Raw genomic sequence first — 21,445 nt, forward strand, 5'->3', positions numbered from 1 at the left:
GGCATGAAACGTGAACGCGGTTATTTTGAGCTGTGAACAGTCAAAAGACCGACTCAAACTGAAAGGAGACTTACATGGCTAGTCCAATTACCCCTTCAACCGGCCTCGGGTCCGGCCTGGCTATTGGCGATATCGTCAGTGCCCTGGTCAACTCCGACAAATTGGCGAAGCAGACGCAGATCACCACCCAGACCAAACTGGTCACCACCAAGCTCTCGGGCATCGGCACGCTGCAATCGGCGTTGTCGGCGTTTCAGACACTGCTCAAGCCGCCTTCAGGCACTACCAGCAAGCTTCAATTCGCAGGCTATGCCGCGACTTCTTCGGATGCCACCAAAGTCAGCGTGACCTCCGACAACAGCGCTGTTCCAGGCACCCACACGGTGACCGTGAACAAGCTGGCAACCAGTTCCAGTGTCGCCACCGCCGCATTCGCCGGCAGCGCCACGACCAGTGCTATTCCGACTGGTGGTTCCCTTACCGTCAGTCAAAATGGCATTGGCAAGACCTACACCATCGCCGATGGTGCAACCCTGGCTTCGATCGCCAAGCAGATCAACGCCGACACCAAGACCACCAACATCAGCGCCAACATCATCACTGACGCCAATGGCTCGCGTCTGGTGTTTGGTTCCACGACGACCGGTCTCGACTCTGACATCACCACGACCAGTGACATCACCGGTTTTCAGATTGATCGTGGGGTCGCGGTGGACACGACTTCCGCCAGTTCTGCCGGTTACATCGGCAGTAAGCCTGTGAATGCGGACGTCACCATCGACGGCTTCAATTTCACCAGCAAGAGCAACACCATCGACAAAAACCTCGGCGGTGTTTCGATGACATTGCTGCCGGGCAGTGTGGGGGCTCCGGTCACGGTCACCGTCGCGACCAACACCGACGGTCTGAAGACGTCGCTGCAGGCGTTCATCGATTCCTACAACTCGGTGGTCAAGGCCATCAGTACGGTGACCAAGGCCACGATCAGCGACACGCCGGATCCGGACACCGGTGCAACCGTCACGCCGGCGGCCCTGACCGGTGACTCGATGCCGCGTTCGATCCTGTCGGCGCTGCGCAATGAACTGGTCACCACCGGCGCCAGCGGAGACCTTTCGGTCTTGTCCCAGTTGGGTATCACCACCGCTCAGGCCGATGGCACGCTTTCTCTGGACAGCACCAAATTCGACGCGGCCATGGCCAAAGGCCTGGCGGGTGACGTGCAGCAGCTGTTCAGCGGCACGGGCGACGGCAGCAACGGATTGGTCGCGCGAATGAATGCGGCGATCACGCCTTACACGCAGACCGGCGGCATCCTCGCGACGCGCACCACCAGCCTGAACCAGCAGCAGAATGATCTTCAGAAGCAGCAGACTGCCCTGGACCTGCGCGTCACGACGCTGACCGCGACCTTGACCGCCAAGTACAACGCAATGGACTTGCTGGTGGGGCAACTCAAGGCCTCGGCGACCAGCATCACCTCGTTCTTCGACTCGCTCAATGCGTCCAAGAGCTGATCGTTGACGATCGCGCAGAGACCCGGCCCTAGTGCCGGGTTTTTGGCATCTGGCCTTAAAGTTTTTTCGGGCCGTGTCGATACCCTGAATATAGAAAACTTCGAGTTGTGCGAGGTAAGAACATGAACCGTATGGCAGCCCTTCGGCAGTATCAGAAGGTCAACTCACAAGCCCAGACCGCCGTGGCGACCCCGCATCGGCTGGTACAAATGCTGATGGAAGCCGGCCTGGATCGCATTGCCCAGGCCAAAGGCGCCATCGGTCGCAAGGATGTGCCGGCCAAGGGCGTCCTCATCGGCAAGGCGATCGAGATCATCGGTGGCCTGCGCGAAGGGCTGGACATGGAAAAGCAGGCAGAAGAACTGGCTCACGTCGACAATCTGTACGTGTACATGATGAAGCGTCTGGCCCAGGCCAATATCAAGTCCGATCCACGCATCCTCGACGAGGTCAGCGAATTGCTGACGACCGTCAAAGAAGGTTGGGATGCGATCGGCGAACAGCAACCCGCGCTGTAAGGAGATCACCATGAGTGCTGCACTCAAGCGAATCGAAGAAACCCGTGAGGCCTTGGTCGATGCTCTCGCTCAGCGCGATTGGGAGGCGATCGGCCAACTCGATATGGCCTGCCGTGCCTGTGTCGATGAGGTGATCAGTCAGGGGAGCGACGATGAGCCGCAGTTGCGCAGCAATCTGGAGGAGCTGCTAGGGGTGTATCGGCAGATGATTGATATCGCCGTGGGCGAACGTCAGGCAATTGTCGATGAAATGTCACAGATCCAGCGAGCGAAAAGCGCTGCAAAGGTTTACCATCTGTTTGGTTGACGCTTGGTTGATCTAAAAAATTTGTGCGCCATAAAATTGACTGTGTACGGTTTTTTGACTTAACTAGTGATGTTCACTAATTTCTGGTTTCTGTGGCGTCTCTGCGGACCATACATAAGCCAAGCTTGCCCCTGAATGGGCATCGAGTTGACTAGGGAAGTTGCTATTGCATGTGGCGTGAAATCAAAATTCTGCTGATCGATGACGATAGCCAGCGCCGCCGTGACATGGCGGTGATTCTGAATTTTCTCGGCGATGAGAACCTCTCCTGCTCCAGCACTGACTGGCAGCAAGTGGTGGGCTCTCTGGCATCCACTCGGGAAGTCCTCTGTGTGCTGGTCGGCACCGTCAATACGCCAGGCAGTCTCCAAGGGCTGCTTAAGACCATTGCCGCATGGGATGAGTTCCTTCCGGTTCTGCTGATGGGCGAAAATTCTTCTGCCGAGCTCGCCGAAGACCTGCGCCGACGGGTGTTGTCCACCGTCGAGATGCCGCCCAGCTACAGCAAGCTGCTGGATTCCCTGCACCGCGCCCAGGTCTATCGCGAGATGTACGACCAGGCCCGCGAGCGCGGCCGTCAGCGCGAACCCAATCTTTTCCGCAGTCTGGTCGGCACCAGCCGCGCCATCCAGCATGTCCGCCAGATGATGCAGCAAGTGGCCGACACCGACGCCAGTGTGTTGATCCTCGGCGAATCGGGCACCGGCAAGGAAGTGGTCGCGCGTAACCTGCACTATCACTCCAAGCGTCGCGACGCGCCTTTCGTGCCGGTCAACTGCGGCGCCATTCCCGCCGAGTTGCTCGAGAGCGAACTGTTCGGTCACGAGAAGGGCGCATTCACCGGTGCCATCACCAGCCGAGCGGGACGTTTCGAACTCGCCAACGGCGGTACGCTGTTCCTCGATGAAATCGGTGACATGCCGCTGCCGATGCAGGTCAAACTGCTGCGCGTCTTGCAGGAACGCACCTTCGAGCGCGTGGGCAGCAACAAGACGCAGAGCGTCGATGTGCGCATCATTGCAGCCACCCACAAAAACCTCGAAGACATGATCGAGACCGGTGGTTTCCGCGAAGACCTTTACTACCGTCTGAACGTATTCCCAATCGAAATGGCGCCGCTGCGCGAGCGGGTGGAAGACATTCCGCTGCTGATGAATGAACTGATCTCGCGCATGGAGCACGAAAAGCGCGGTTCGATTCGCTTCAATTCCGCCGCAATCATGTCGCTGTGCCGTCACGGCTGGCCGGGCAACGTGCGGGAGCTGGCGAACCTGGTCGAGCGCATGGCGATCATGCATCCGTATGGCGTGATCGGCGTGGCCGAGCTGCCGAAGAAATTCCGCTACGTCGACGACGAAGACGAGCAGTTGGTCGACAGTCTGCGCAGTGATCTCGAAGAGCGCGTGGCCATCAACGGTCACACGCCCAACTTCGCCAACAGCGCCATGTTGCCGCCGGAAGGTCTTGACCTGAAAGATTACCTCGGTGGCCTGGAACAGGGCCTGATTCAGCAGGCGCTGGACGATGCCAACGGCATTGTGGCACGCGCCGCCGAGCGTCTGCGCATCCGCCGTACCACGCTGGTGGAGAAGATGCGCAAGTACGGAATGAGTCGCCGTGAAGGCGATGATCAGGGCGACGACTGACACTCGTTTGACGCGCCAAAAACAAACCGCTGATTTTTCAGCGGTTTTTTTTCGGCATGAGGATTGCTAAGTCTCTTGCATCACACCGTTTACTGACGGTTCGCCACACGAGAGATCAACTATGCCTCAGGCCGCTCAGATGTCTTCCGAACCTGTATTACCGGCGGGTTCGCAAGTGCAGCCGTCCCTGGAAGTGGAAAGTCGACAAGGGCTCGAACATGCTTTCGCTTTGTTCAATCAGATGTCGACGCAACTGACTGACTCGTACAGCTTGCTGGAAGCGCGCGTCACCGAGCTCAAGGGTGAGCTGGCGGTGGTCAGTGCTCAGCGCATGCAAGAGCTGGCGGAGAAGGAGCGTCTGGCCAACCGTCTGCAGAACCTGCTGGATCTGCTGCCGGGCGGGGTCATCGTCATCGACGGCACCGGCAGGGTCCGTGAAGCCAATCCGGCAGCATGCGACCTGCTCGGAGAGCCTTTGGTGGGCATGCTCTGGCGTCATGTCATCGCTCGCTGCTTCGCTCCGCGCGAAGACGACGGTCACGAAATTTCCCTCAAGGACGGTCGTCGGCTGTCGATCGCAACGCGTTCGCTGGACGCCGAGCCCGGGCAACTGGTGCTGCTCAACGACCTGACTGAAACCCGTCATTTGCAAAGCCAGCTGGCGCGTCATGAACGGTTGTCGTCGCTGGGGCGCATGGTCGCCTCGCTTGCCCATCAGATCCGCACGCCGTTGTCGGCGGCCATGATCTACGCCAGCCACCTGACCGAGCAGGCGCTGAATGTCGAGACCCAACAACGTTTCGCCGGCCGGCTCAAAGAGCGGCTGCATGAGCTTGAGCATCAAGTGCGCGACATGCTGGTGTTCGCCCGCGGCGAGCTGCCGCTGACCGACCGTGTCAGTCCGTCGGCGCTGGTGTCTGCGCTGGAATCGGCGGCACAGACGCATGTGCGCGATGTCGCCGTGCGCTGGCAGTGCAACAGTCCCCACGGCGAACTGCTCTGCAATCGCGACACGCTGGTCGGCGCGCTGCTCAACCTTATCGAAAATGCGGTGCAGGCGAGTGCCGGTCAGGCGCGCGTCAAGATTCATGCGTACAACCGCGGCAACATGCTGCGGGTGTGCATCAGTGACAGCGGCAGCGGCATCGAGCCTGCGGCGCTGGCACGTATCGGCGAGCCTTTCTTCACCACCAAAACCACGGGGACCGGTCTGGGACTGGCAGTGGTCACGGCGGTTGCTCGCGCTCACCAGGGACAGGTGCAATTCCGTTCGCGTCCGGGGCGCGGTACCTGTGCCATCGTTTCCTTGCCGCTGGTTCCGGGCACCGGCGCGACGGGTAATTATTCATGACGATCAAGGTATTGCTGGTCGAGGACGATCATTCCCTGCGCGAAGCCCTGGGCGAAACGCTCGAGCTGGCCGGTCACGATTACCACGCTGTCGGCTCGGCCGAAGAAGCGCTGCTGGCCGCAGGCGAGGCGTCATTCAGTCTGGTGGTCAGCGACGTCAACATGCCTGGCATGGACGGTCATCAGTTGCTGGCGCAATTGCGCAGCCGCTACCCGCAATTGCCGGTGCTGTTGATGACGGCCCACGGCGCGGTCGATCGTGCGGTGGAAGCCATGCGTCAGGGCGCCGCCGATTATCTGGTCAAGCCGTTCGAGCCCAAGGCGCTGCTGGCGCTGGTGGCGCGTCACGCACTGGGTCGACTCGGGCCGGCCGACGGTGAAGGTCCGATTGCCGTTGAACCTGCCAGCGTGCAGTTGCTCAATCTGGCCAGCCGCGTGGCGAAGAGCGATTCCACCGTGCTGATCTCCGGCGAGTCGGGGACGGGCAAGGAAGTTCTGGCGCGATTCATTCATCAGCAATCGCCGCGTGCCGGCAAACCATTCATTGCCATCAACTGCGCGGCGATCCCGGACAATATGCTCGAAGCGACATTGTTCGGCCATGAAAAAGGCTCGTTCACCGGCGCCATTGCCGCGCAGGCGGGCAAGTTCGAGCAGGCTGACGGCGGCACGATTCTGCTCGACGAAATTTCCGAGATGCCGATGGGGCTGCAAGCCAAGTTGCTGCGCGTGCTGCAGGAGCGGGAAGTGGAGCGCGTCGGTGCGCGCAAGCCGATCGAGCTGGACATCCGCGTGCTGGCGACCACCAACCGTGATCTGGCGGGCGAGGTGGCGGCGGGGCGCTTCCGTGAAGACTTGTTCTACCGGTTGTCGGTGTTCCCGCTGGCGTGGCAGGCGTTGCGTCAGCGACCCGCCGATATTCTGCCGCTGGCTGAGCGATTACTCGCCAAACACGTCAATAAAATGAAACATGCGCCGGTTCGTTTGTCGGCCGATGCGCAAAAGTGTCTGGTCGGATACAGCTGGCCGGGCAATGTTCGCGAACTGGACAACGCCGTGCAGCGCGCGCTCATCCTGCAGCAGGGTGGGGTGATCCAGGCGCAGGACTTCTGTCTGGCCGGGCCGATCACCTTTGCGTCGATCCCGACCGCTGCCCCCGTCCTTCAGGTTTTGCCCGCCGTGCCGACAACGTCCAGCGTCATGGATTCGTCGCCAGAGGCGGGCGGCGCTGAGCAGGCGGGTGCACTGGGTGAGGATCTGCGTCGCCGCGAGTTTCAGATGATCATCGACACCCTGCGCGCCGAGCGCGGCCGCCGCAAGGAAGCCGCCGAACGCCTGGGCATCAGCCCGCGCACCCTGCGCTACAAGCTGGCGCAGATGCGCGATGCAGGGATGGATGTCGAAGGCTATCTGTTCGCCAGCTAAATGAAATAACCCCCTGTAGGAGCGCGCTTCCCTCCGATTGCTGCGTGTCAGCCACCTCTTGCTGGCTGGCACAGCGCAATCGTGGGCGAGTGCGCGCCTGCCGTTTCAAATGCTCGGTCTGATAACACCCAAATAGTTTCATTGAAAGGTGGCAATGTGCCGCTATTGGTCTGGCACCGTTGTTGCTACTACATGGGTAACCGCTGAATCCGTGTCAAAAATTTGCGGCCCTTTTGAGAGAGACGTCCATGAACCAAGGTGTTGAATTTAATCGCTTGATGTTGGACATGCGCTCCATGCAGATGGACGCCATGGCCAGACCCAAAGCCCTCACGGCTCCGGAACAAGTGGGTGCAAGCAGCTTTTCCGACATGCTCGGCATGGCCGTGAACAAGGTCAACGACACCCAGCAGGCGTCCAACCAGTTGGCGACTGCTTTCGAGATGGGCAAGAGCGGCGTGGATCTCACCGACGTGATGATCTCCTCGCAGAAAGCCAGCGTTTCGTTTCAGGCGCTGACCCAGGTACGCAACAAGCTGGTTCAGGCGTACCAAGACATCATGCAAATGCCGGTTTGAGGACGATTTAAGTCATGGCTGAAGCCGTCGCCGATAACGTACCTGCCAAGGCAGGTGCGACAGGAAGCAAACCGCCGATGTTCGGTTTGGCGTTCCTGCAAAATCTTTCCGAGATGACCATGCTGCGTCAGGTCGGCCTCATGGTCGGTCTGGCCGCCAGCGTGGCGATTGGTTTTGCCGTCGTGCTCTGGTCGCAACAGCCGGACTACAAGCCGCTGTATGGCAGCCTGTCGGGCATGGACACCAAGCAGGTGATGGATACGCTGGCGCAGGCCGACATTCCCTACACCGTCGAGCCCAACTCCGGCGCGCTGCTGGTCAAGTCCGACGACTTGTCCCGTGCCCGCATCAAGCTGGCCGGCGCCGGAATCGCGCAGACCGACGGCAACGTCGGCTTCGAGATTCTGGACAAGGATCAGGGTCTGGGCACCAGCCAGTTCATGGAGGCCACGCGTTATCGCCGTGGTCTGGAAGGCGAACTGGCGCGCACCATTTCCAGCCTGAACAACATCAAGGCCGCTCGCGTGCACCTGGCGATTCCGAAAAGCTCGGTGTTCGTGCGTGACGACCGCAAACCCACCGCCTCGGTGCTGGTGGAAATGTATGCCGGTCGCTCGCTCGAGCCAGGTCAGGTTGCCGCCATCGTCAATCTGGTGGCGACCAGTGTTCCTGAGCTGACCAAGTCTCAGGTCACGGTTGTCGACCAGAAAGGCAACCTGCTGTCCGATCAGGCGGAAAATTCCGAACTGACCATGGCCGGCAAGCAATTCGATTACACCCGTCGCATGGAAACCATGCTGACCCAGCGTGTACAGAACATCCTGCAACCGGTACTGGGCAATGACCGCTACAAGGCTGAGGTCTCGGCTGACGTCGATTTCAGCGCGGTCGAATCCACTGCCGAAAGCTTCAACCCTGATCAGCCGGCACTGCGCAGCGAGCAGACCGTCAACGAACAACGCTCCAGCAGCAGCGGTCCGCAAGGCGTTCCGGGTGCTCTGAGCAACCAGCCGCCTGGTCCGGCCACTGCGCCACAGAACGCTGCCGCCGGTGCCGCTGGCGCAACCGGTCCGATCGCCCCAGGTCAGCCGCTGCTGGACGCCAACGGTCAGCAGATCATGGACCCGGCCACCGGTCAGCCGATGCTTGCGCCTTATCCGTCGGACAAGCGTAATCAGTCGACCAAGAACTTCGAGCTGGACCGTTCCATCAGCCACACCAAGCAACAGCAGGGCAAGATCAATCGCCTGTCGGTAGCGGTGGTGGTCGACGATCAGGTCAAGGTCAACCCGGCCAACGGTGAAACCACGATGGTGCCGTGGACCGCCGACCAGTTGGCGCGCTTTACGCGTCTGGTGCAGGACGCCGTGGGCTTCGATGCCAGCCGCGGTGACAGCGTCAGCGTGATCAACGTGCCGTTCTCGACCGATCGTGGCGAAGTGATTCCGGATATTCCGTTCTACTCGCAACCCTGGTTCTGGGACATTCTTAAGCAGGCCATGGGTGTGATCTTCATCCTGGTGCTGGTGTTCGGTGTGCTGCGTCCGGTGCTGAACAACATCACCAATCCGAAGAGCAAGATGGCCGACGGTGACGTCGAACTGGGCGGCATGGTGGGTCTGGATGGCGAACTGGCAAACGACCGCGTGAGTCTGGGCGGTCCGCAAAGCATTCTGCTGCCTAGCCCGACCGAGGGTTATGACGCGCAGCTCAACGCAATCAAGAGCCTGGTGGCTGAAGACCCGGCTCGGGTGGCTCAGGTCGTAAAAGAGTGGATCAACACAGATGAGTGATAGTCGTGCTGCTGCGGTCAAACTGAGCCGCGTCGATAAGGCTGCGATCCTGCTGCTCACCCTGGGTGAGACTGACGCCGCCCAGGTTCTGCGCCACATGGGCCCTAAAGAGGTTCAGCGCGTCGGTGTGGCCATGGCGCAGATGCGCAATGTGCACCGCGAGCAGGTGGAACAGGTGATGAGCGAGTTCGTCGACGTGGTCGGCGATCAGACCGGCGTGGGCATCGGCTCGGACGGCTACATTCGCAAAATGCTGACTCAGGCACTGGGCGAGGACAAGGCCAACGGCCTGATCGACCGCATTCTGCTGGGCGGCAACACCAGTGGTCTGGACAGCCTGAAGTGGATGGAACCGCGCGCCGTCGCGGACGTCATCCGCTACGAGCACCCGCAGATCCAGGCCATCGTCGTCGCGTATCTGGACGCCGACCAGGCCGGTGAAGTGCTGAGCCATTTCGACCACAAGGTGCGTCTGGACATCATCCTGCGCGTCTCGTCGTTGAACACCGTTCAGCCAGCGGCACTGAAAGAATTGAACCAGATCCTCGAGAAGCAGTTCTCGGGCAACGCCAACACGTCGCGTACCACATTGGGTGGTATCAAGCGTGCCGCGGATATCATGAACTTCCTCGACAGCTCGATCGAAGGCCAGCTCATGGACTCCATCCGCGAAGTGGACGAAGACCTGTCGACTCAGATCGAAGACCTCATGTTCGTCTTCAACAACCTGTCCGACGTCGACGACCGTGGCATTCAGGCCTTGCTGCGCGAAGTCTCCTCCGATGTGCTGGTACTGGCATTGAAAGGCTCGGACGACGCGATCAAGGAAAAGATTTTCAAGAACATGTCCAAGCGTGCCGCCGAACTGCTGCGCGACGACCTGGAAGCCAAGGGTCCGGTTCGCGTCAGCGACGTGGAAGCGGCCCAGAAGGAAATCCTCACCATTGCCCGTCGTATGGCGGAGGCCGGGGAAATCGTTCTCGGCGGCAAAGGTGGCGAGGAAATGATTTAACAACAGGTGCAGTCGATGTTCAGCTCCGATAAAGCAGCACCCAGCGAGCTCATCCGCGCCAAGGATGCCAGCAGTCTCGACGTCTGGGCGCTGCCCAGCTTCGATCCTCATGTGGAAGCACCCGAGCCTGAGCCGGTCGAAGAGCCGGAGCTGGCCGAGAGCGAAGAAGTGCCGCTGGAGGAAGTCCAGCCACTGACCCTGGAAGAGCTGGAAAGCATCCGTCAGGACGCTTACAACGAAGGCTTTGCCATTGGCGAGAAAGACGGCTTTCACAGCGCCCAGCTCAAGGTGCGTCAGGAAGCGGACGCGGCTTTGGCGGCCAAGCTCGAGAGTCTGGAAACCCTGATGAGTCACCTGTTCGAGCCCATCGCCGATCAGGACGCACAGATCGAGAAGTCGCTGGTTCAACTGGTCGAGCATCTGGCCCGCGAAGTGATCCAGCGTGAGCTGAAAACCGAATCCAGCCAGATCGGCAAGGTGCTGCAGGATGCCCTGCGGCTGCTGCCGATGGGCGCCAATAACGTACGCATTCTCGTCAACTCCCAGGATTTCGCCCAGGTCAAAGCCCTGCGCGAGCGTCATGAAGAGAACTGGCGCATCCTCGAAGATGACACCCTGCAGCCCGGTGGTTGCCGGGTCGAGACGGAGCACAGCCGCATCGATGCGTCCATCGAGACGCGCTTGAGCGTGGCGATTGCGAAGATGTTCGACCAACTGCACGAGCAGGCGCTGCACCCGGCAATGCCTGACGTCAGTGTCGACCTCGAAGCGGCGATCAAAAGCGCGGAAGAACAGAGCCTGAACAGGGCGGAAGCCAGCGATGCGTCTTGAGCGCACCAGTTTCGGCAAGCGTATGAGCACGTACGCTGACGCGATCAGTCTGCCTGTGCAGCCGGTGGTCGAAGGCAGGCTGTTGCGCATGGTGGGCCTGACGCTTGAAGCCGAAGGTCTGCGCGCCGCCATGGGCAGCCGCTGCGTGGTGATCAACGATGACAGCCATCATCCCGTGGAAGTCGAAGCCGAAGTCATGGGCTTTGCCGGCGGCAAAGTGTTCCTGATGCCGGTGGGCAGCGTCGCCGGCATCGCCCCTGGCGCGCGAGTCGTTCCGTTGCCGGACACCGGCCGTCTGCCCATGGGCATGACCATGCTCGGTCGCGTCCTCGACGGCGCGGGTCGGCCGCTGGACGGCAAGGGCGGCATGAAGGCCGAAGACTGGGTGCCGCTGGACGGCCCGACCATCAACCCGCTCAAACGCGATCCGATCAGCGTGCCGCTGGACGTGGGCATTCGTTGCATCAACGGATTGCTGACGGTCGGACGCGGTCAGCGTCTGGGTCTGTTCGCCGGTACCGGCGTGGGTAAGAGTGTGCTGCTGGGCATGATGACCCGCTTTACCGAGGCCGACATCATCGTCGTTGGTCTGATCGGCGAACGGGGCCGCGAGGTGAAGGAGTTCATCGAGCACATCCTGGGCGAAGAAGGCCTCAAGCGCTCGGTGGTGGTGGCGTCGCCTGCCGACGATGCGCCGCTGATGCGTTTGCGCGCGGCCATGTATTGCACGCGAATAGCCGAATACTTCCGCGACAAAGGCAAGAATGTCCTGCTGCTGATGGATTCGCTGACCCGTTTCGCCCAGGCGCAGCGGGAGATCGCGCTGGCCATCGGCGAGCCGCCCGCGACCAAGGGTTATCCGCCTTCGGTGTTCGCCAAGCTGCCCAAACTGGTCGAGCGCGCCGGTAATGCCGAGAAAGGCGGTGGCTCGATCACCGCGTTTTATACCGTTCTGTCCGAAGGCGACGATCAGCAGGACCCGATCGCCGACTCGGCGCGGGGCGTGCTCGACGGTCACATCGTGCTCTCACGGCGACTGGCGGAGGAGGGGCATTACCCGGCCATCGACATCGAAGCCTCGATCAGCCGGGTCATGCCATCGGTGGTCGATCCGCAGCACATGGTTCAGGCGCAATATTTCAAGCAGCTTTGGTCGCGCTATCAGCAAAGCCGTGACCTGATCAGCGTCGGTGCCTATGTGGCAGGCGGTGATCGCGAGACCGACCTTGCCATCAACTTGCAGCCGCAGCTGGTGAAGTACCTGCGCCAGGGCCTGCACGACAACGAAAGCATGCAGAGCAGCGAAGAGCAGCTGGCGAAGATCTTCAATCCCCAGGGCGGGAGCTGATAGCCCATGGCGCAGAGCCGCGCATCCCGTCTGGCGCCGGTGGTGGAAATGGCCGAAAAGGCCGAAAAGACCGCCGTGCAGCGTCTGGGGCATTTCCAGGGTCAGGTGCGAATTGCCGAAACCAAACTGGGCGAACTGGAAAAATTCCGCTCGGATTATCAGCAACAATGGATCGACAAAGGCGCCCACGGCGTGTCGGGCCAGTGGCTGATGAACTACCAGCGCTTTCTCAATCAGCTGGAAACGGCGGTTGCGCAGCAGCGGCAGAGCCTGAACTGGCATCAGAACAACCTGAACAAGGCGCGCGGCGAGTGGCAAAAGGCCTACGCCCGGGTCGAGGGACTGCGCAAGCTGGTGCAACGCTACATCGACGAAGCCCGCGCGCTGGAAGACAAGCGCGAGCAGAAACTGTTGGACGAGCTGTCCCAGCGCCTGCCCAGGCACGATGCGTTCTGATTGACCGATCGACCGAACGCGCCCGCACCGCTCATGCCGCTCAAGGTTTCATCAGCGCACATCACCAACCATTTGCCGCGCCTCTCAAGCAGTGCTAAAACTTCAAGCGTCCGACGCTGTTTCATACAAGGGATTTGCCTATGTCAGTAACCTCCGATCGTTCCCCCGACGAGCAGCAGCTGACCATCAAGATCAAGGGACGCTTCGATTTTTCGACGCATCAGGATTTTCGCGGAGCCTATGAGAAAGAGACCAAGGCGAAGCGGTACGTGGTCGACCTGAAGGAAACCAATTACCTCGACAGTTCGGCGCTGGGCATGCTCCTGCTGCTGCGTGACCACGCTGGCGGCGAACGGGCGGATGTACGGCTGGCTAACTGCAACCCCGACGTCGTCAAAATCCTCGCGATTTCCAACTTCTCCAAACTTTTCAACATCGGCTGATGGCGGTGTCTGCGGCTGAGCGCCTGACGGTTCTGATCGCCGACGACAACGCCAGTGACCGTATGCTGCTGTCGGCGATCGTCAGTCGGCAGGGCCATGACGTGCTCGCGGCCAGTGATGGCGCCGAAGCCGTCGGCCTGTTCGAACGCAGGCGTCCGCAGTTGGTGCTGATGGACGCCATGATGCCGGTGATGGACGGCTTCGAAGCTGCGCGGCGGATCAAGGAGCTGGCCGGCGAGTCGCTGGTGCCGATCATCTTCCTGACCTCGCTGACCGAAGGCGAGGACCTCGCCCGTTGCCTCGACGCCGGCGGCGACGACTTCGTCGCCAAGCCATACAACCAGATCGTGCTGGCGGCGAAGATCAACGCGATGAACCGCCTGCGCCTGCTGCAGGAGACCGTCCTGCAGCAGCGCGACATGATCACGCGCCACCACAAATACCTGCTCAACGAGCAACGCGTTGCAAAGGCCGTGTTCGACCAGGTCGCGCACTCGGGTTGCCTGAGCGCGCCAAATATCCGTTACCTGCAATCGCCTTATGCGTTGTTCAACGGTGACCTGTTGCTCGCCGCCTGGGCGCCGTCGGGCAACATGCACCTGCTGTTGGGCGACTTCACCGGACACGGTCTGCCGGCCGCGGTGGGCGCCATGCCGCTGGCCGAAGTGTTCTACGGCATGACCGCCAAAGGCTACGGCCTGCCGGAAACGCTGCGTGAGATGAATGCCAAGCTCAAGCGCATTCTGCCGGTGGACATGTTCTGTTGCGCCGCGCTGATCTGCGTGAACTTCAAACAGCAGTTGGTGGAGGTCTGGAATGGCGGGCTGCCGGACGCTTATCTGCTGCACGGCGACGGCCGGCCGCACACGCCTCTGGTGTCGACTCACGTGCCGCTGGGCGTGCTGAGCGCGGGCAGTTTCGACGACAACACCCAGGTTTATCCCTTTGGTGCCGGCGACCGGGTGTTTCTGCTCTCCGATGGCGTGGTCGACAGCACCGATGAGAGCGGCGAGCTTTTCGGCGCCCGGCGTCTGCAGAACGTGCTGGTGACCAACCGCAATCCGGCGTTGCTCATCGAGGAGGTGCAATGGGCGCTGGCGCGTTTTCGCGGACAGGCCCGCGACGACGTCAGCATGGTCGAAGTCGCCTACACCGAGCCGGATCTGCTCGGCCCGCCGTCGGTCATCTACACCGACAGCGGCGACTCCAGCCCGCTGGACTGGGGCGCCAGCTTCGAGTTTCGTGCCTCGACGCTCAAGCGCTTCAACCCGTTGCCGTATCTGCTGCAACTGCTGCAAGAGGTTCATGGCCTGCGCTTGCAAAGCAGCGAGCTGTATATCGTGCTTTCCGAGCTGTACAGCAATGCGCTGGAACATGGCGTGCTGGGGCTGAACTCGGCGCTCAAGCGCGACGCCGAAGGGTTCGGCCTCTATTACACCCTGCGGGCAGAGCGGCTGGATGCACTGCAGGATGGTTTCATTCGCATCGATTTTCAGGTGACTCCGGCGGGCAGCGGCGGGCGCCTGACCATCAGCGTGCAGGACAGTGGCGCCGGTTTCGATGCCTGCCACGTGTTGTCACTGCCGCCTGCGGTGAACCAGCTGTCAGGCCGCGGATTGTCTCTGGTCAAGCAGCTCAGTGATCGCTGTCAATGGACCGACGGAGGCCGTACGGCCAGCGTGGAATTTGCCTGGGAGGGTCTGGCATAATCCGCGATTCTTGATCAAGGAGTGAACAAGTTGACTGAACATGTGGATGTGACCGCGCTGAGCACCCTGCGCGAGGTGATGGACGGCGAGTACCCCAGGCTGCTGGAAGTGTTCATCAAGGATTCCGACGACCGCGTCAGGGAATTGAACCGTCTGGTGCTCGCGCCAGGTTTCAGGCCGATGTCGCTGGACGCGCTTCGACAACTGGGCATGATGGCGCACAGCTTCAAGGGCAGCAGCGGCAACATGGGCGCAACGCGACTCTGTGAACTGTGCCGTGAGCTGGAAGACGCCGGTCGCGGTTCCGCTCCGGTCAGCGACGACGACGTCCAGCGGATGGTGGCAGCCATCGAGGCAGAATTTCGCATCGTGCGGGCGTTTTTCGATCAAGAGTTACACGCTTGCCTTTCCGGCCACTGAGCCGGCTTTTCCCGATTTTCAAAAACTGGCCCGCCATTTGCTTTGTCTCTGTGCAATCGTGCTCTTGCGGAGATCAACATGGCCCTCGCCAACAATCCATTACTGACTGCTCTGACGGCTGCCAAAGCCCAGAAAGCCAGTGCCACCACCACGGCGAAGGCGCCGGACCCCGTCAAGGACAACACTTCCAGCTTCTCTGACGTGTTTGCCAAGCAGGCTGCGCCCAAGGCGAACAGCGTCGATGACAGCCCGTCCAAGCCGTCCAGCGCCAAGAGTTCGGCAGCGGACAACAAGCACGCCGCCAGCAATTCGTCTGCCGCCCCCGACAAGACCGTTGCCGATAACGGCAAAGGCTTGCCTGCCAAAGCAGTCACTGGCAAGAACGACAACGGAAGCGACAAAGACACCCGCGACGACAGCGACGAGGATGACACCTCGAGCACGGCCGACGGCGCTGCTGCTTCCACACTGGCCGCCGCCGTGCCAGACCCGACGCTCGATCCGAGTCTGGTCATCACGCCGCCTGTTCAGCCCGAGCTGCCTGTCGCGCAGCAGCCCGAGCAGCAACCGGTGGTCGATCCGGCGCTGCTGGCCAACGCCGCGCCGGTAATTGCGGCGCCGGTGGTGCAGGCATCCACTGACGCGACCGACGAGAAGTTCGACCCCTCGGCCGATCCGCTCGAAGGCCTTACCGCCGTTCAGGTCGCGCTGGAAAACAAAGCCCAGCAGGCGGCGAAAACCACAGGCGCGACGGCGGATGCCGGCAAAACCTCCGGCAAGCAAGACCCCAATGTCGATCCTTCGCAGCTGCTCGCCAATAACCTGGCAGCCCTCGGCGAAAAACCGGTGGACGACAGCACCACTGAAGGCGGTGGCGACAAGGCGTTCAGTGGTTTGCTGGCTGACGGACTGAAAGACGTGAAGGGCGCGAGCGCCGATACGTGGGTGGACAATTTCGCTGAGCGTCTGGCTGCCTTGTCGCAAGCCGCGCAGGCGAAGACCGGTGCAGCACCGGCCACGCCTTTGCTCAATCAGCCGCTGGCGATGAACCAGGGCGGCTGGACTGAAGGCGTCGTCAACCGCGTGATGTACCTGTCCAGCCAGAACCTCAAGCAGGCTGATATCCAGCTCGAACCGGCTGAGCTGGGACGGCTGGACATCCGTGTCAATATGGCGGCGGATCAGCAGACTCAGGTGACGTTCATGAGCGCCCATGTCGGCGTGCGCGAAGCGCTGGAAAGCCAGATGTCGCGCCTGCGTGATTCGTTCGTTCAGCAGGGCATGGGTCAGGTTGACGTCAATGTGTCCGATCAGTCGCGCAACATGCAGCAGCAGGCGCAACAGCAATCGGGCGGTGACAATCAGCGCGGCAATGGCACCGGCAGGACAAATGGCGGCAGCGACCTGATCGCTGACGGCGCGCCGGTCGATGCGGCGACTGCAGCCGCGAATGCGCCGTTGACGGTGGTGGGTTCCAGCGCGGTCGATTATTACGCTTAAGAGCAGCTTTAAGCTGCAAGCTGTAAGCGGCAAGTAAAGGCAAAATCAAAAGCGGCGGGTGTCTGGGGAATGTCAATTTCTTCAGCCTCGCCGCTTCTGCTTTTACTTGTCGCTTGAAGCTTATAGCTTGCAGCTGCAGTTGTGGCACAACCCTTGCTCCTGCTCTGTCACGCAACACTGAACCCCTTGGATAGTGACGGATTATTGGCATGGCGAAGAGCGACGACGCAGTTAAAGACCCCGCAAAGAAAGGCAAGCTCAAGATCATCATTCTGGTTGTGGTGGGTTTGCTGCTGGCCATCGGTCTGTCGGTCGGTGCCACCTGGTTCATCATGCACAAGTCTGAGAGCAAGCCCGATCCTGCCGTTGCCGCCGAGGCTGCCAACGTCAAGAAGGAAGCGATTTTCGAACCTCTCACGCCACCCTTTGTCGTTAACTACAACGTCAATGGTCGTCAGCGCTACATGCAGGTCAGCATTACGCTGCTGGCCCGCGATCACGCTGATCTCGAAGCGCTGAAGGTGCACATGCCGGTTATCCGCAACAACCTGGTGATGATGTTCTCCGGTCAGCCGTTCGATACCATCGCCACACCGGTGGGCATGGAGATGCTGCGCCAGAAAGCCGCTGCCGTGGTCCAGGAAGTGGGCCAGAAAGAGCTGAACAAGAGCGTCATCGAACAAGTACTCTTCACTAACTACGTACTGCAGTAGGACCACGACATGGCCGTGCAAGACCTGCTGTCCCAGGATGAAATCGACGCGCTGTTGCATGGCGTGGACGATGGTCTGGTGCAGACCGAAAGCGTCATCGAACCGGGCAGCGTCAAAAGTTATGACCTGACCAGCCAGGACCGCATCGTCCGCGGACGCATGCCGACCCTGGAAATGATCAACGAGCGTTTCGCCCGTTATACCCGCATCAGCATGTTCAACCTGCTGCGTCGTTCTGCCGACGTGGCGGTGGGTGGCGTGCAGGTGATGAAGTTCGGCGAATACGTGCACTCGCTCTACGTGCCGACCAGTCTGAACCTGGTCAAGATCAAACCGCTGCGCGGCACCGCGTTGTTCATTCTGGACGCCAAGCTGGTGTTCAAACTGGTGGACAACTTCTTCGGTGGCGACGGCCGTCACGCCAAGATCGAAGGGCGTGAATTCACCCCGACCGAACTGCGCGTGGTGCGGATCGTGCTCGATCAGGCCTTCATTGACCTGAAAGAAGCCTGGCAGGCGATCATGGAAGTGAACTTCGAGTACATCAACTCGGAAGTGAACCCGGCCATGGCCAACATCGTCGGTCCGAGCGAGGCCATCGTCGTGTCGACGTTCCACATCGAGCTGGACGGCGGTGGCGGTGACCTGCACGTGACCATGCCGTACTCGATGATCGAACCGGTCCGCGAAATGCTCGACGCCGGCTTCCAGTCCGATCTCGACGATCAGGACGAACGCTGGGTCAACGCGCTCAAGCAAGACGTACTGGATGTCTCGGTGCCCTTGCGGGCCACGGTCGCCAGTCGTCAGCTCAAGCTGCGCGACATCCTGCACATGCAGCCCGGTGACGTGATCCCGGTGGAACTGCCGGAAAACCTGATCATGCGCGCCAACGGTGTGCCGTCCTTCAAGGTCAAGCTCGGTTCGCACAAGGGCAATCTGGCCCTGCAAGTGGTCGAACCGGTAGAACGTCGCTGACACTTTGTCGTCAGCAAATGAATGTGCTGTGTAAACGAATCAATGCTCGCCGAGGACAACCATGGCTGATGAAAACGATATGAACTCCGCTGACGATCAGGCCCTGGCCGATGAGTGGGCGGCTGCGCTGGGCGAAGCCGGAGAGGGTGGTCAGTCGGACATCGACGCACTGCTGGCTGCCGATGCCGGTCATTCCTCTACCAACCGCATGGCGATGGAAGAGTTCGGCAGCGTGCCGAAAAACAATGCTCCCGTTTCGCTGGATGGCCCGAACCTGGATGTGATTCTCGACATTCCGGTGTCGATCTCCATGGAAGTGGGCAGTACCGACATCAACATTCGCAACCTGCTGCAGTTGAACCAGGGCTCGGTGATCGAGCTGGACCGTCTGGCGGGCGAGCCGCTGGACGTGCTGGTCAACGGCACGCTGATCGCCCACGGCGAAGTGGTTGTGGTGAACGAGAAGTTCGGCATCCGCCTGACCGACGTGATCAGCCCGAGTGAACGCATCAAGAAGCTGCGCTGAATGAGCGGTTTTCTGAGAACGCTGTCGGGCTTGCCGCTGCTGGCGATGTCCTGGGTGGTGATGGCGGCCGATCCGGCAGCGCCCGCTGCGACGCCTGCTGCTGCATCGTCGGCTCCGGCTCCTGCCGCGCCGCAAGTGGCCGGCGCGCTGACCAGCGGCATTGGCGGTCAGTTGCTGCAACTGGTGCTGGGTCTGCTGCTGGTCATCGGCCTCATTTTCGTGCTGGCCTGGCTCATGCGCCGGGTTCAGCGCGCGGGTCCTGCGGGTAATCAGGTGATCGAGCTGGTCGGCTCGCGGGCGCTGGGTCCGCGCGACCGGCTGGTGCTGGTTCAGGTCGGCAACGAGCAAGTGCTGCTGGGTGTGTCGCCCGGCAGCGTCACGGCGTTGCACGTGATGAACGAGCCGGTCGAAGTGCCCGAGAGCCAGAACGCCACACCGGAATTCGCCAGGCGGTTGATGGAAGCGCTCGGCAGCAAAGGCCTGAGCGGGCAGCGCGTGGGTAAAGACAGCTTCGGCAACCCGGATCGGAAGGATAAGAACTGATGCGCATTGTTTTGACGCTGCTGTTGTTGCTGGCAGCGCCGCTGGCGTTCGGCGCCGACCCGCTGTCGATCCCGGCGATCACGTTGGGTACCGGCGCGAACGGCCAGCAGGAGTATTCGGTCAGCCTGCAGATCCTGCTGATCATGACGGCGCTGAGCTTCATTCCGGCGTTCGTCATGTTGATGACCAGCTTCACCCGCATCATCATCGTGTTTTCGATCCTGCGTCAGGCGCTGGGCCTGCAACAGACGCCGTCCAACCAGATCCTGACCGGCATGGCGCTGTTTCTGACGCTGTTCATCATGGCGCCAGTGTTCGATCGTGTGAACACCGACGCGTTGCAACCGTATCTGGCCGAAAAGCTGACGGCCCAGGATGCAGTCGCCAAGGCGGAAGTGCCGGTCAAGGACTTCATGCTGGCGCAGACCCGGTCCAGCGACCTCGAGCTGTTCATGCGCCTGTCCAAGCGCACCGACATCGCTTCGCCCGATGCCGCGCCGCTGACCATCATCGTTCCGGCGTTCGTGACATCCGAACTCAAGACCGCGTTTCAGATCGGCTTCATGATTTTCATCCCGTTCCTGATCATCGACCTGATCGTCGCCAGCGTGTTGATGGCCATGGGTATGATGATGCTCTCGCCGCTGATCATTTCCCTGCCGTTCAAACTGATGCTGTTCGTGCTGGTGGATGGCTGGGCGTTGGTCATCGGCACGCTGGCCGGCAGTTTCGGCGGCGTATGAACCTGTTTGACGAGGAGTGCGCAGCATGACCCCGGAAGTGGCAATCGATCTGTTTCGCAGCGCGTTGTGGTTGACGACCACCATGGTGGCCATTCTGGTGGTGCCCAGCCTAATCGTGGGCCTGATCGTGTCGATGTTCCAGGCGGCCACGCAGATCAACGAGCAGACCTTGAGCTTCCTGCCGCGTCTGCTGGTGATGCTGGTGACCCTGATCGTCATCGGTCCGTGGCTGGTGCGCACGTTCATGGAATACATCATTTCGCTGTACACCAGCATCCCGCAAGTCATCGGCTGAGTCACGAATGGAACCTGTGCTGGCGCTGACCGACACGCAGATCAGCACGTGGGTGGCGGCGTTCATGTTGCCGCTGTTCCGGATCGCTGCGGTGCTGATGACCATGCCGATCTTCGGCACCACGCTGGTCCCCAACCGTGTGCGTCTTTATCTGGCGCTGGCGATCACCGTCGTGATCGCCCCCAGCCTGCCGCCGATGCCACCGGTTCACGCGCTGGACTTGAGTGCGTTGCTGCTGATCGCCGAGCAAATCATCATCGGCGCGGCGTTCGGGCTGTCGCTGCAGCTGTTTTTTCAGGCCTTCGTCATTGCCGGCCAAGTCATCGCCGTGCAGATGGGCATGAGCTTCGCCTCCATGATCGACCCGATCAACGGGGTGTCGGTGGCGGTGATCGGCCAGTTCTTCACCATGCTGGTGACCTTGCTGTTTCTTTCCACCAATGGGCATCTGGTGGTGTTCGAAGTGCTGATCGAAAGCTTTACCACGCTGCCGGTCGGTGAGGGGCTGATGCTCGCCAATTTCTGGGAGCTGGTGCTGCGCTTGGGCTGGGTGCTCGGCGCGGCGCTGATTCTGGTGCTGCCGGCGATCACCGCGTTGCTGGTGCTCAACATCGCGATGGGCGTGATGACCCGGGCGGCGCCGCAGCTGAACATCTTCACCATCGGTTTTCCGTTGACGCTGGTGCTGGGCATGTGGGTCCTGTGGGTCTCGCTCGGCGACATTCTCACTCAATACCAACCGCTGGCGGTCGACGCCTTGCAGTTGCTCAGGGACATGGTCAAGGCGCGCTGAC

23 protein-coding genes are annotated in these 21,445 nt (G+C 61.0%); all 23 read left to right on the top strand.

Annotated elements, in window-relative coordinates; translation table 11 throughout:
* Nucleotides 1–74: 74 nt before the first annotated feature.
* The 23 genes from fliD to fliR all read left to right on the top strand — a co-directional run bounded on the left by fliD (nucleotide 75) and on the right by fliR (nucleotide 21,444).
* Nucleotides 75–1,517: a flagellar filament capping protein FliD gene (gene fliD / locus QRN36_RS21095; RefSeq protein ID WP_285425851.1), complete on the top strand. Its 1,443-nt coding sequence runs from the start codon at nucleotides 75–77 to the stop codon at nucleotides 1,515–1,517.
* A 122-nt stretch (nucleotides 1,518–1,639) separates the two neighbouring features.
* Nucleotides 1,640–2,035 carry a flagellar export chaperone FliS gene (gene fliS, locus QRN36_RS21100; protein ID WP_093459678.1) on the top strand — a complete coding sequence of 132 codons (396 nt, stop codon included), beginning with the start codon at nucleotides 1,640–1,642 and terminating at the stop codon, nucleotides 2,033–2,035.
* A 10-nt stretch (nucleotides 2,036–2,045) separates the two neighbouring features.
* On the top strand, nucleotides 2,046–2,342 hold the full coding sequence (fliT, locus tag QRN36_RS21105) for a flagellar protein FliT (RefSeq protein WP_285425855.1): 297 nt from the start codon (nucleotides 2,046–2,048) through the stop codon (nucleotides 2,340–2,342).
* A 170-nt stretch (nucleotides 2,343–2,512) separates the two neighbouring features.
* Nucleotides 2,513–3,988 (top strand): transcriptional regulator FleQ, encoded by a 1,476-nt coding sequence (gene fleQ, locus QRN36_RS21110; RefSeq protein ID WP_285425856.1) that lies wholly within the window; start codon nucleotides 2,513–2,515, stop codon nucleotides 3,986–3,988.
* A 139-nt stretch (nucleotides 3,989–4,127) separates the two neighbouring features.
* On the top strand, nucleotides 4,128–5,339 hold the full coding sequence (locus QRN36_RS21115; protein ID WP_373568781.1) for a PAS domain-containing sensor histidine kinase: 1,212 nt from the start codon (nucleotides 4,128–4,130) through the stop codon (nucleotides 5,337–5,339).
* Nucleotides 5,336–6,763, top strand: coding sequence for a sigma-54 dependent transcriptional regulator (locus QRN36_RS21120; RefSeq protein WP_285425859.1), 1,428 nt, complete (start codon nucleotides 5,336–5,338; stop codon nucleotides 6,761–6,763). The genes QRN36_RS21115 and QRN36_RS21120 overlap by 4 nt, the downstream gene beginning before the upstream one ends.
* Before the next feature lie 248 nt (nucleotides 6,764–7,011).
* The gene (fliE, locus tag QRN36_RS21125; RefSeq protein WP_285425860.1) at nucleotides 7,012–7,341 is read left to right on the top strand and encodes a flagellar hook-basal body complex protein FliE; all 330 of its coding nucleotides are present in this window, start codon (nucleotides 7,012–7,014) and stop codon (nucleotides 7,339–7,341) included.
* A gap of 14 nt (nucleotides 7,342–7,355) precedes the next feature.
* Nucleotides 7,356–9,134, top strand: a complete 1,779-nt coding sequence (gene fliF, locus QRN36_RS21130; protein WP_285425861.1) for a flagellar basal-body MS-ring/collar protein FliF — start codon at nucleotides 7,356–7,358, stop codon at nucleotides 9,132–9,134.
* Entirely contained in the window at nucleotides 9,127–10,146 is a 1,020-nt protein-coding gene (fliG, locus tag QRN36_RS21135; RefSeq protein ID WP_093459657.1) for a flagellar motor switch protein FliG, read from the top strand. The genes fliF and fliG overlap by 8 nt, the downstream gene beginning before the upstream one ends.
* A 15-nt stretch (nucleotides 10,147–10,161) precedes the next feature.
* Nucleotides 10,162–10,977 carry a flagellar assembly protein FliH gene (gene fliH, locus QRN36_RS21140; protein ID WP_285425862.1) on the top strand — a complete coding sequence of 272 codons (816 nt, stop codon included), beginning with the start codon at nucleotides 10,162–10,164 and terminating at the stop codon, nucleotides 10,975–10,977.
* On the top strand, nucleotides 10,967–12,325 hold the full coding sequence (fliI, locus tag QRN36_RS21145) for a flagellar protein export ATPase FliI (RefSeq protein WP_285425863.1): 1,359 nt from the start codon (nucleotides 10,967–10,969) through the stop codon (nucleotides 12,323–12,325). The genes fliH and fliI overlap by 11 nt, the downstream gene beginning before the upstream one ends.
* Nucleotides 12,326–12,331: 6 nt before the next feature.
* Nucleotides 12,332–12,781, top strand: a complete 450-nt coding sequence (gene fliJ / locus QRN36_RS21150; protein WP_093459648.1) for a flagellar export protein FliJ — start codon at nucleotides 12,332–12,334, stop codon at nucleotides 12,779–12,781.
* Between the two features lie 140 nt (nucleotides 12,782–12,921).
* The gene (locus QRN36_RS21155) at nucleotides 12,922–13,224 is read left to right on the top strand and encodes an STAS domain-containing protein (RefSeq protein ID WP_093459645.1); all 303 of its coding nucleotides are present in this window, start codon (nucleotides 12,922–12,924) and stop codon (nucleotides 13,222–13,224) included.
* Nucleotides 13,224–14,933 (top strand): fused response regulator/phosphatase, encoded by a 1,710-nt coding sequence (locus QRN36_RS21160; RefSeq protein ID WP_285425864.1) that lies wholly within the window; start codon nucleotides 13,224–13,226, stop codon nucleotides 14,931–14,933. The genes QRN36_RS21155 and QRN36_RS21160 overlap by 1 nt, the downstream gene beginning before the upstream one ends.
* 21 nt (nucleotides 14,934–14,954) lie before the next feature.
* A complete protein-coding gene (locus QRN36_RS21165) occupies nucleotides 14,955–15,353 on the top strand; it encodes an Hpt domain-containing protein (protein ID WP_373568782.1) in 399 nt (132 codons plus the stop codon).
* A gap of 78 nt (nucleotides 15,354–15,431) precedes the next feature.
* On the top strand, nucleotides 15,432–16,853 hold the full coding sequence (locus QRN36_RS21170; protein WP_285425865.1) for a flagellar hook-length control protein FliK: 1,422 nt from the start codon (nucleotides 15,432–15,434) through the stop codon (nucleotides 16,851–16,853).
* A gap of 209 nt (nucleotides 16,854–17,062) precedes the next feature.
* Nucleotides 17,063–17,566, top strand: a complete 504-nt coding sequence (gene fliL / locus QRN36_RS21175) for a flagellar basal body-associated protein FliL (protein ID WP_093459632.1) — start codon at nucleotides 17,063–17,065, stop codon at nucleotides 17,564–17,566.
* 9 nt (nucleotides 17,567–17,575) lie between these two features.
* Nucleotides 17,576–18,544 (top strand): flagellar motor switch protein FliM, encoded by a 969-nt coding sequence (fliM, locus tag QRN36_RS21180; protein ID WP_093459629.1) that lies wholly within the window; start codon nucleotides 17,576–17,578, stop codon nucleotides 18,542–18,544.
* A 61-nt stretch (nucleotides 18,545–18,605) separates the two neighbouring features.
* On the top strand, nucleotides 18,606–19,070 hold the full coding sequence (fliN, locus tag QRN36_RS21185; protein WP_093459627.1) for a flagellar motor switch protein FliN: 465 nt from the start codon (nucleotides 18,606–18,608) through the stop codon (nucleotides 19,068–19,070).
* The gene (gene fliO, locus QRN36_RS21190; RefSeq protein WP_285425867.1) at nucleotides 19,071–19,613 is read left to right on the top strand and encodes a flagellar biosynthetic protein FliO; all 543 of its coding nucleotides are present in this window, start codon (nucleotides 19,071–19,073) and stop codon (nucleotides 19,611–19,613) included.
* Nucleotides 19,613–20,356, top strand: coding sequence for a flagellar type III secretion system pore protein FliP (fliP, locus tag QRN36_RS21195; RefSeq protein WP_093459621.1), 744 nt, complete (start codon nucleotides 19,613–19,615; stop codon nucleotides 20,354–20,356). The genes fliO and fliP overlap by 1 nt, the downstream gene beginning before the upstream one ends.
* Nucleotides 20,357–20,381: 25 nt before the next feature.
* A complete protein-coding gene (gene fliQ / locus QRN36_RS21200) occupies nucleotides 20,382–20,651 on the top strand; it encodes a flagellar biosynthesis protein FliQ (protein WP_093459619.1) in 270 nt (89 codons plus the stop codon).
* 7 nt (nucleotides 20,652–20,658) lie between these two features.
* Nucleotides 20,659–21,444 carry a flagellar biosynthetic protein FliR gene (gene fliR, locus QRN36_RS21205; RefSeq protein ID WP_093459617.1) on the top strand — a complete coding sequence of 262 codons (786 nt, stop codon included), beginning with the start codon at nucleotides 20,659–20,661 and terminating at the stop codon, nucleotides 21,442–21,444.
* Nucleotide 21,445: the final 1 nt, after the last annotated feature.

The organism is Pseudomonas sp. efr-133-TYG-103a, from assembly GCF_030209235.1.
Lineage (GTDB): Bacteria > Pseudomonadota > Gammaproteobacteria > Pseudomonadales > Pseudomonadaceae > Aquipseudomonas.

Bases quoted from the DNA above. Each gene is read 5' to 3' on its own strand.
- fliD (WP_285425851.1), top strand. From the start codon at position 75: ATGGCTAGTCCAATTACCCCTTCAACCGGCCTCGGGTCCGGCCTGGCT.
- fliS (WP_093459678.1), top strand. From the start codon at position 1,640: ATGAACCGTATGGCAGCCCTTCGGCAGTATCAGAAGGTCAACTCACAA.
- fliT (WP_285425855.1), top strand. From the start codon at position 2,046: ATGAGTGCTGCACTCAAGCGAATCGAAGAAACCCGTGAGGCCTTGGTC.
- fleQ (WP_285425856.1), top strand. From the start codon at position 2,513: ATGTGGCGTGAAATCAAAATTCTGCTGATCGATGACGATAGCCAGCGC.
- QRN36_RS21115 (WP_373568781.1), top strand. From the start codon at position 4,128: ATGTCTTCCGAACCTGTATTACCGGCGGGTTCGCAAGTGCAGCCGTCC.
- QRN36_RS21120 (WP_285425859.1), top strand. From the start codon at position 5,336: ATGACGATCAAGGTATTGCTGGTCGAGGACGATCATTCCCTGCGCGAA.
- fliE (WP_285425860.1), top strand. From the start codon at position 7,012: ATGAACCAAGGTGTTGAATTTAATCGCTTGATGTTGGACATGCGCTCC.
- fliF (WP_285425861.1), top strand. From the start codon at position 7,356: ATGGCTGAAGCCGTCGCCGATAACGTACCTGCCAAGGCAGGTGCGACA.
- fliG (WP_093459657.1), top strand. From the start codon at position 9,127: ATGAGTGATAGTCGTGCTGCTGCGGTCAAACTGAGCCGCGTCGATAAG.
- fliH (WP_285425862.1), top strand. From the start codon at position 10,162: ATGTTCAGCTCCGATAAAGCAGCACCCAGCGAGCTCATCCGCGCCAAG.
- fliI (WP_285425863.1), top strand. From the start codon at position 10,967: ATGCGTCTTGAGCGCACCAGTTTCGGCAAGCGTATGAGCACGTACGCT.
- fliJ (WP_093459648.1), top strand. From the start codon at position 12,332: ATGGCGCAGAGCCGCGCATCCCGTCTGGCGCCGGTGGTGGAAATGGCC.
- QRN36_RS21155 (WP_093459645.1), top strand. From the start codon at position 12,922: ATGTCAGTAACCTCCGATCGTTCCCCCGACGAGCAGCAGCTGACCATC.
- QRN36_RS21160 (WP_285425864.1), top strand. From the start codon at position 13,224: ATGGCGGTGTCTGCGGCTGAGCGCCTGACGGTTCTGATCGCCGACGAC.
- QRN36_RS21170 (WP_285425865.1), top strand. From the start codon at position 15,432: ATGGCCCTCGCCAACAATCCATTACTGACTGCTCTGACGGCTGCCAAA.
- fliL (WP_093459632.1), top strand. From the start codon at position 17,063: ATGGCGAAGAGCGACGACGCAGTTAAAGACCCCGCAAAGAAAGGCAAG.
- fliM (WP_093459629.1), top strand. From the start codon at position 17,576: ATGGCCGTGCAAGACCTGCTGTCCCAGGATGAAATCGACGCGCTGTTG.
- fliN (WP_093459627.1), top strand. From the start codon at position 18,606: ATGGCTGATGAAAACGATATGAACTCCGCTGACGATCAGGCCCTGGCC.
- fliO (WP_285425867.1), top strand. From the start codon at position 19,071: ATGAGCGGTTTTCTGAGAACGCTGTCGGGCTTGCCGCTGCTGGCGATG.
- fliP (WP_093459621.1), top strand. From the start codon at position 19,613: ATGCGCATTGTTTTGACGCTGCTGTTGTTGCTGGCAGCGCCGCTGGCG.
- fliQ (WP_093459619.1), top strand. From the start codon at position 20,382: ATGACCCCGGAAGTGGCAATCGATCTGTTTCGCAGCGCGTTGTGGTTG.
- fliR (WP_093459617.1), top strand. From the start codon at position 20,659: ATGGAACCTGTGCTGGCGCTGACCGACACGCAGATCAGCACGTGGGTG.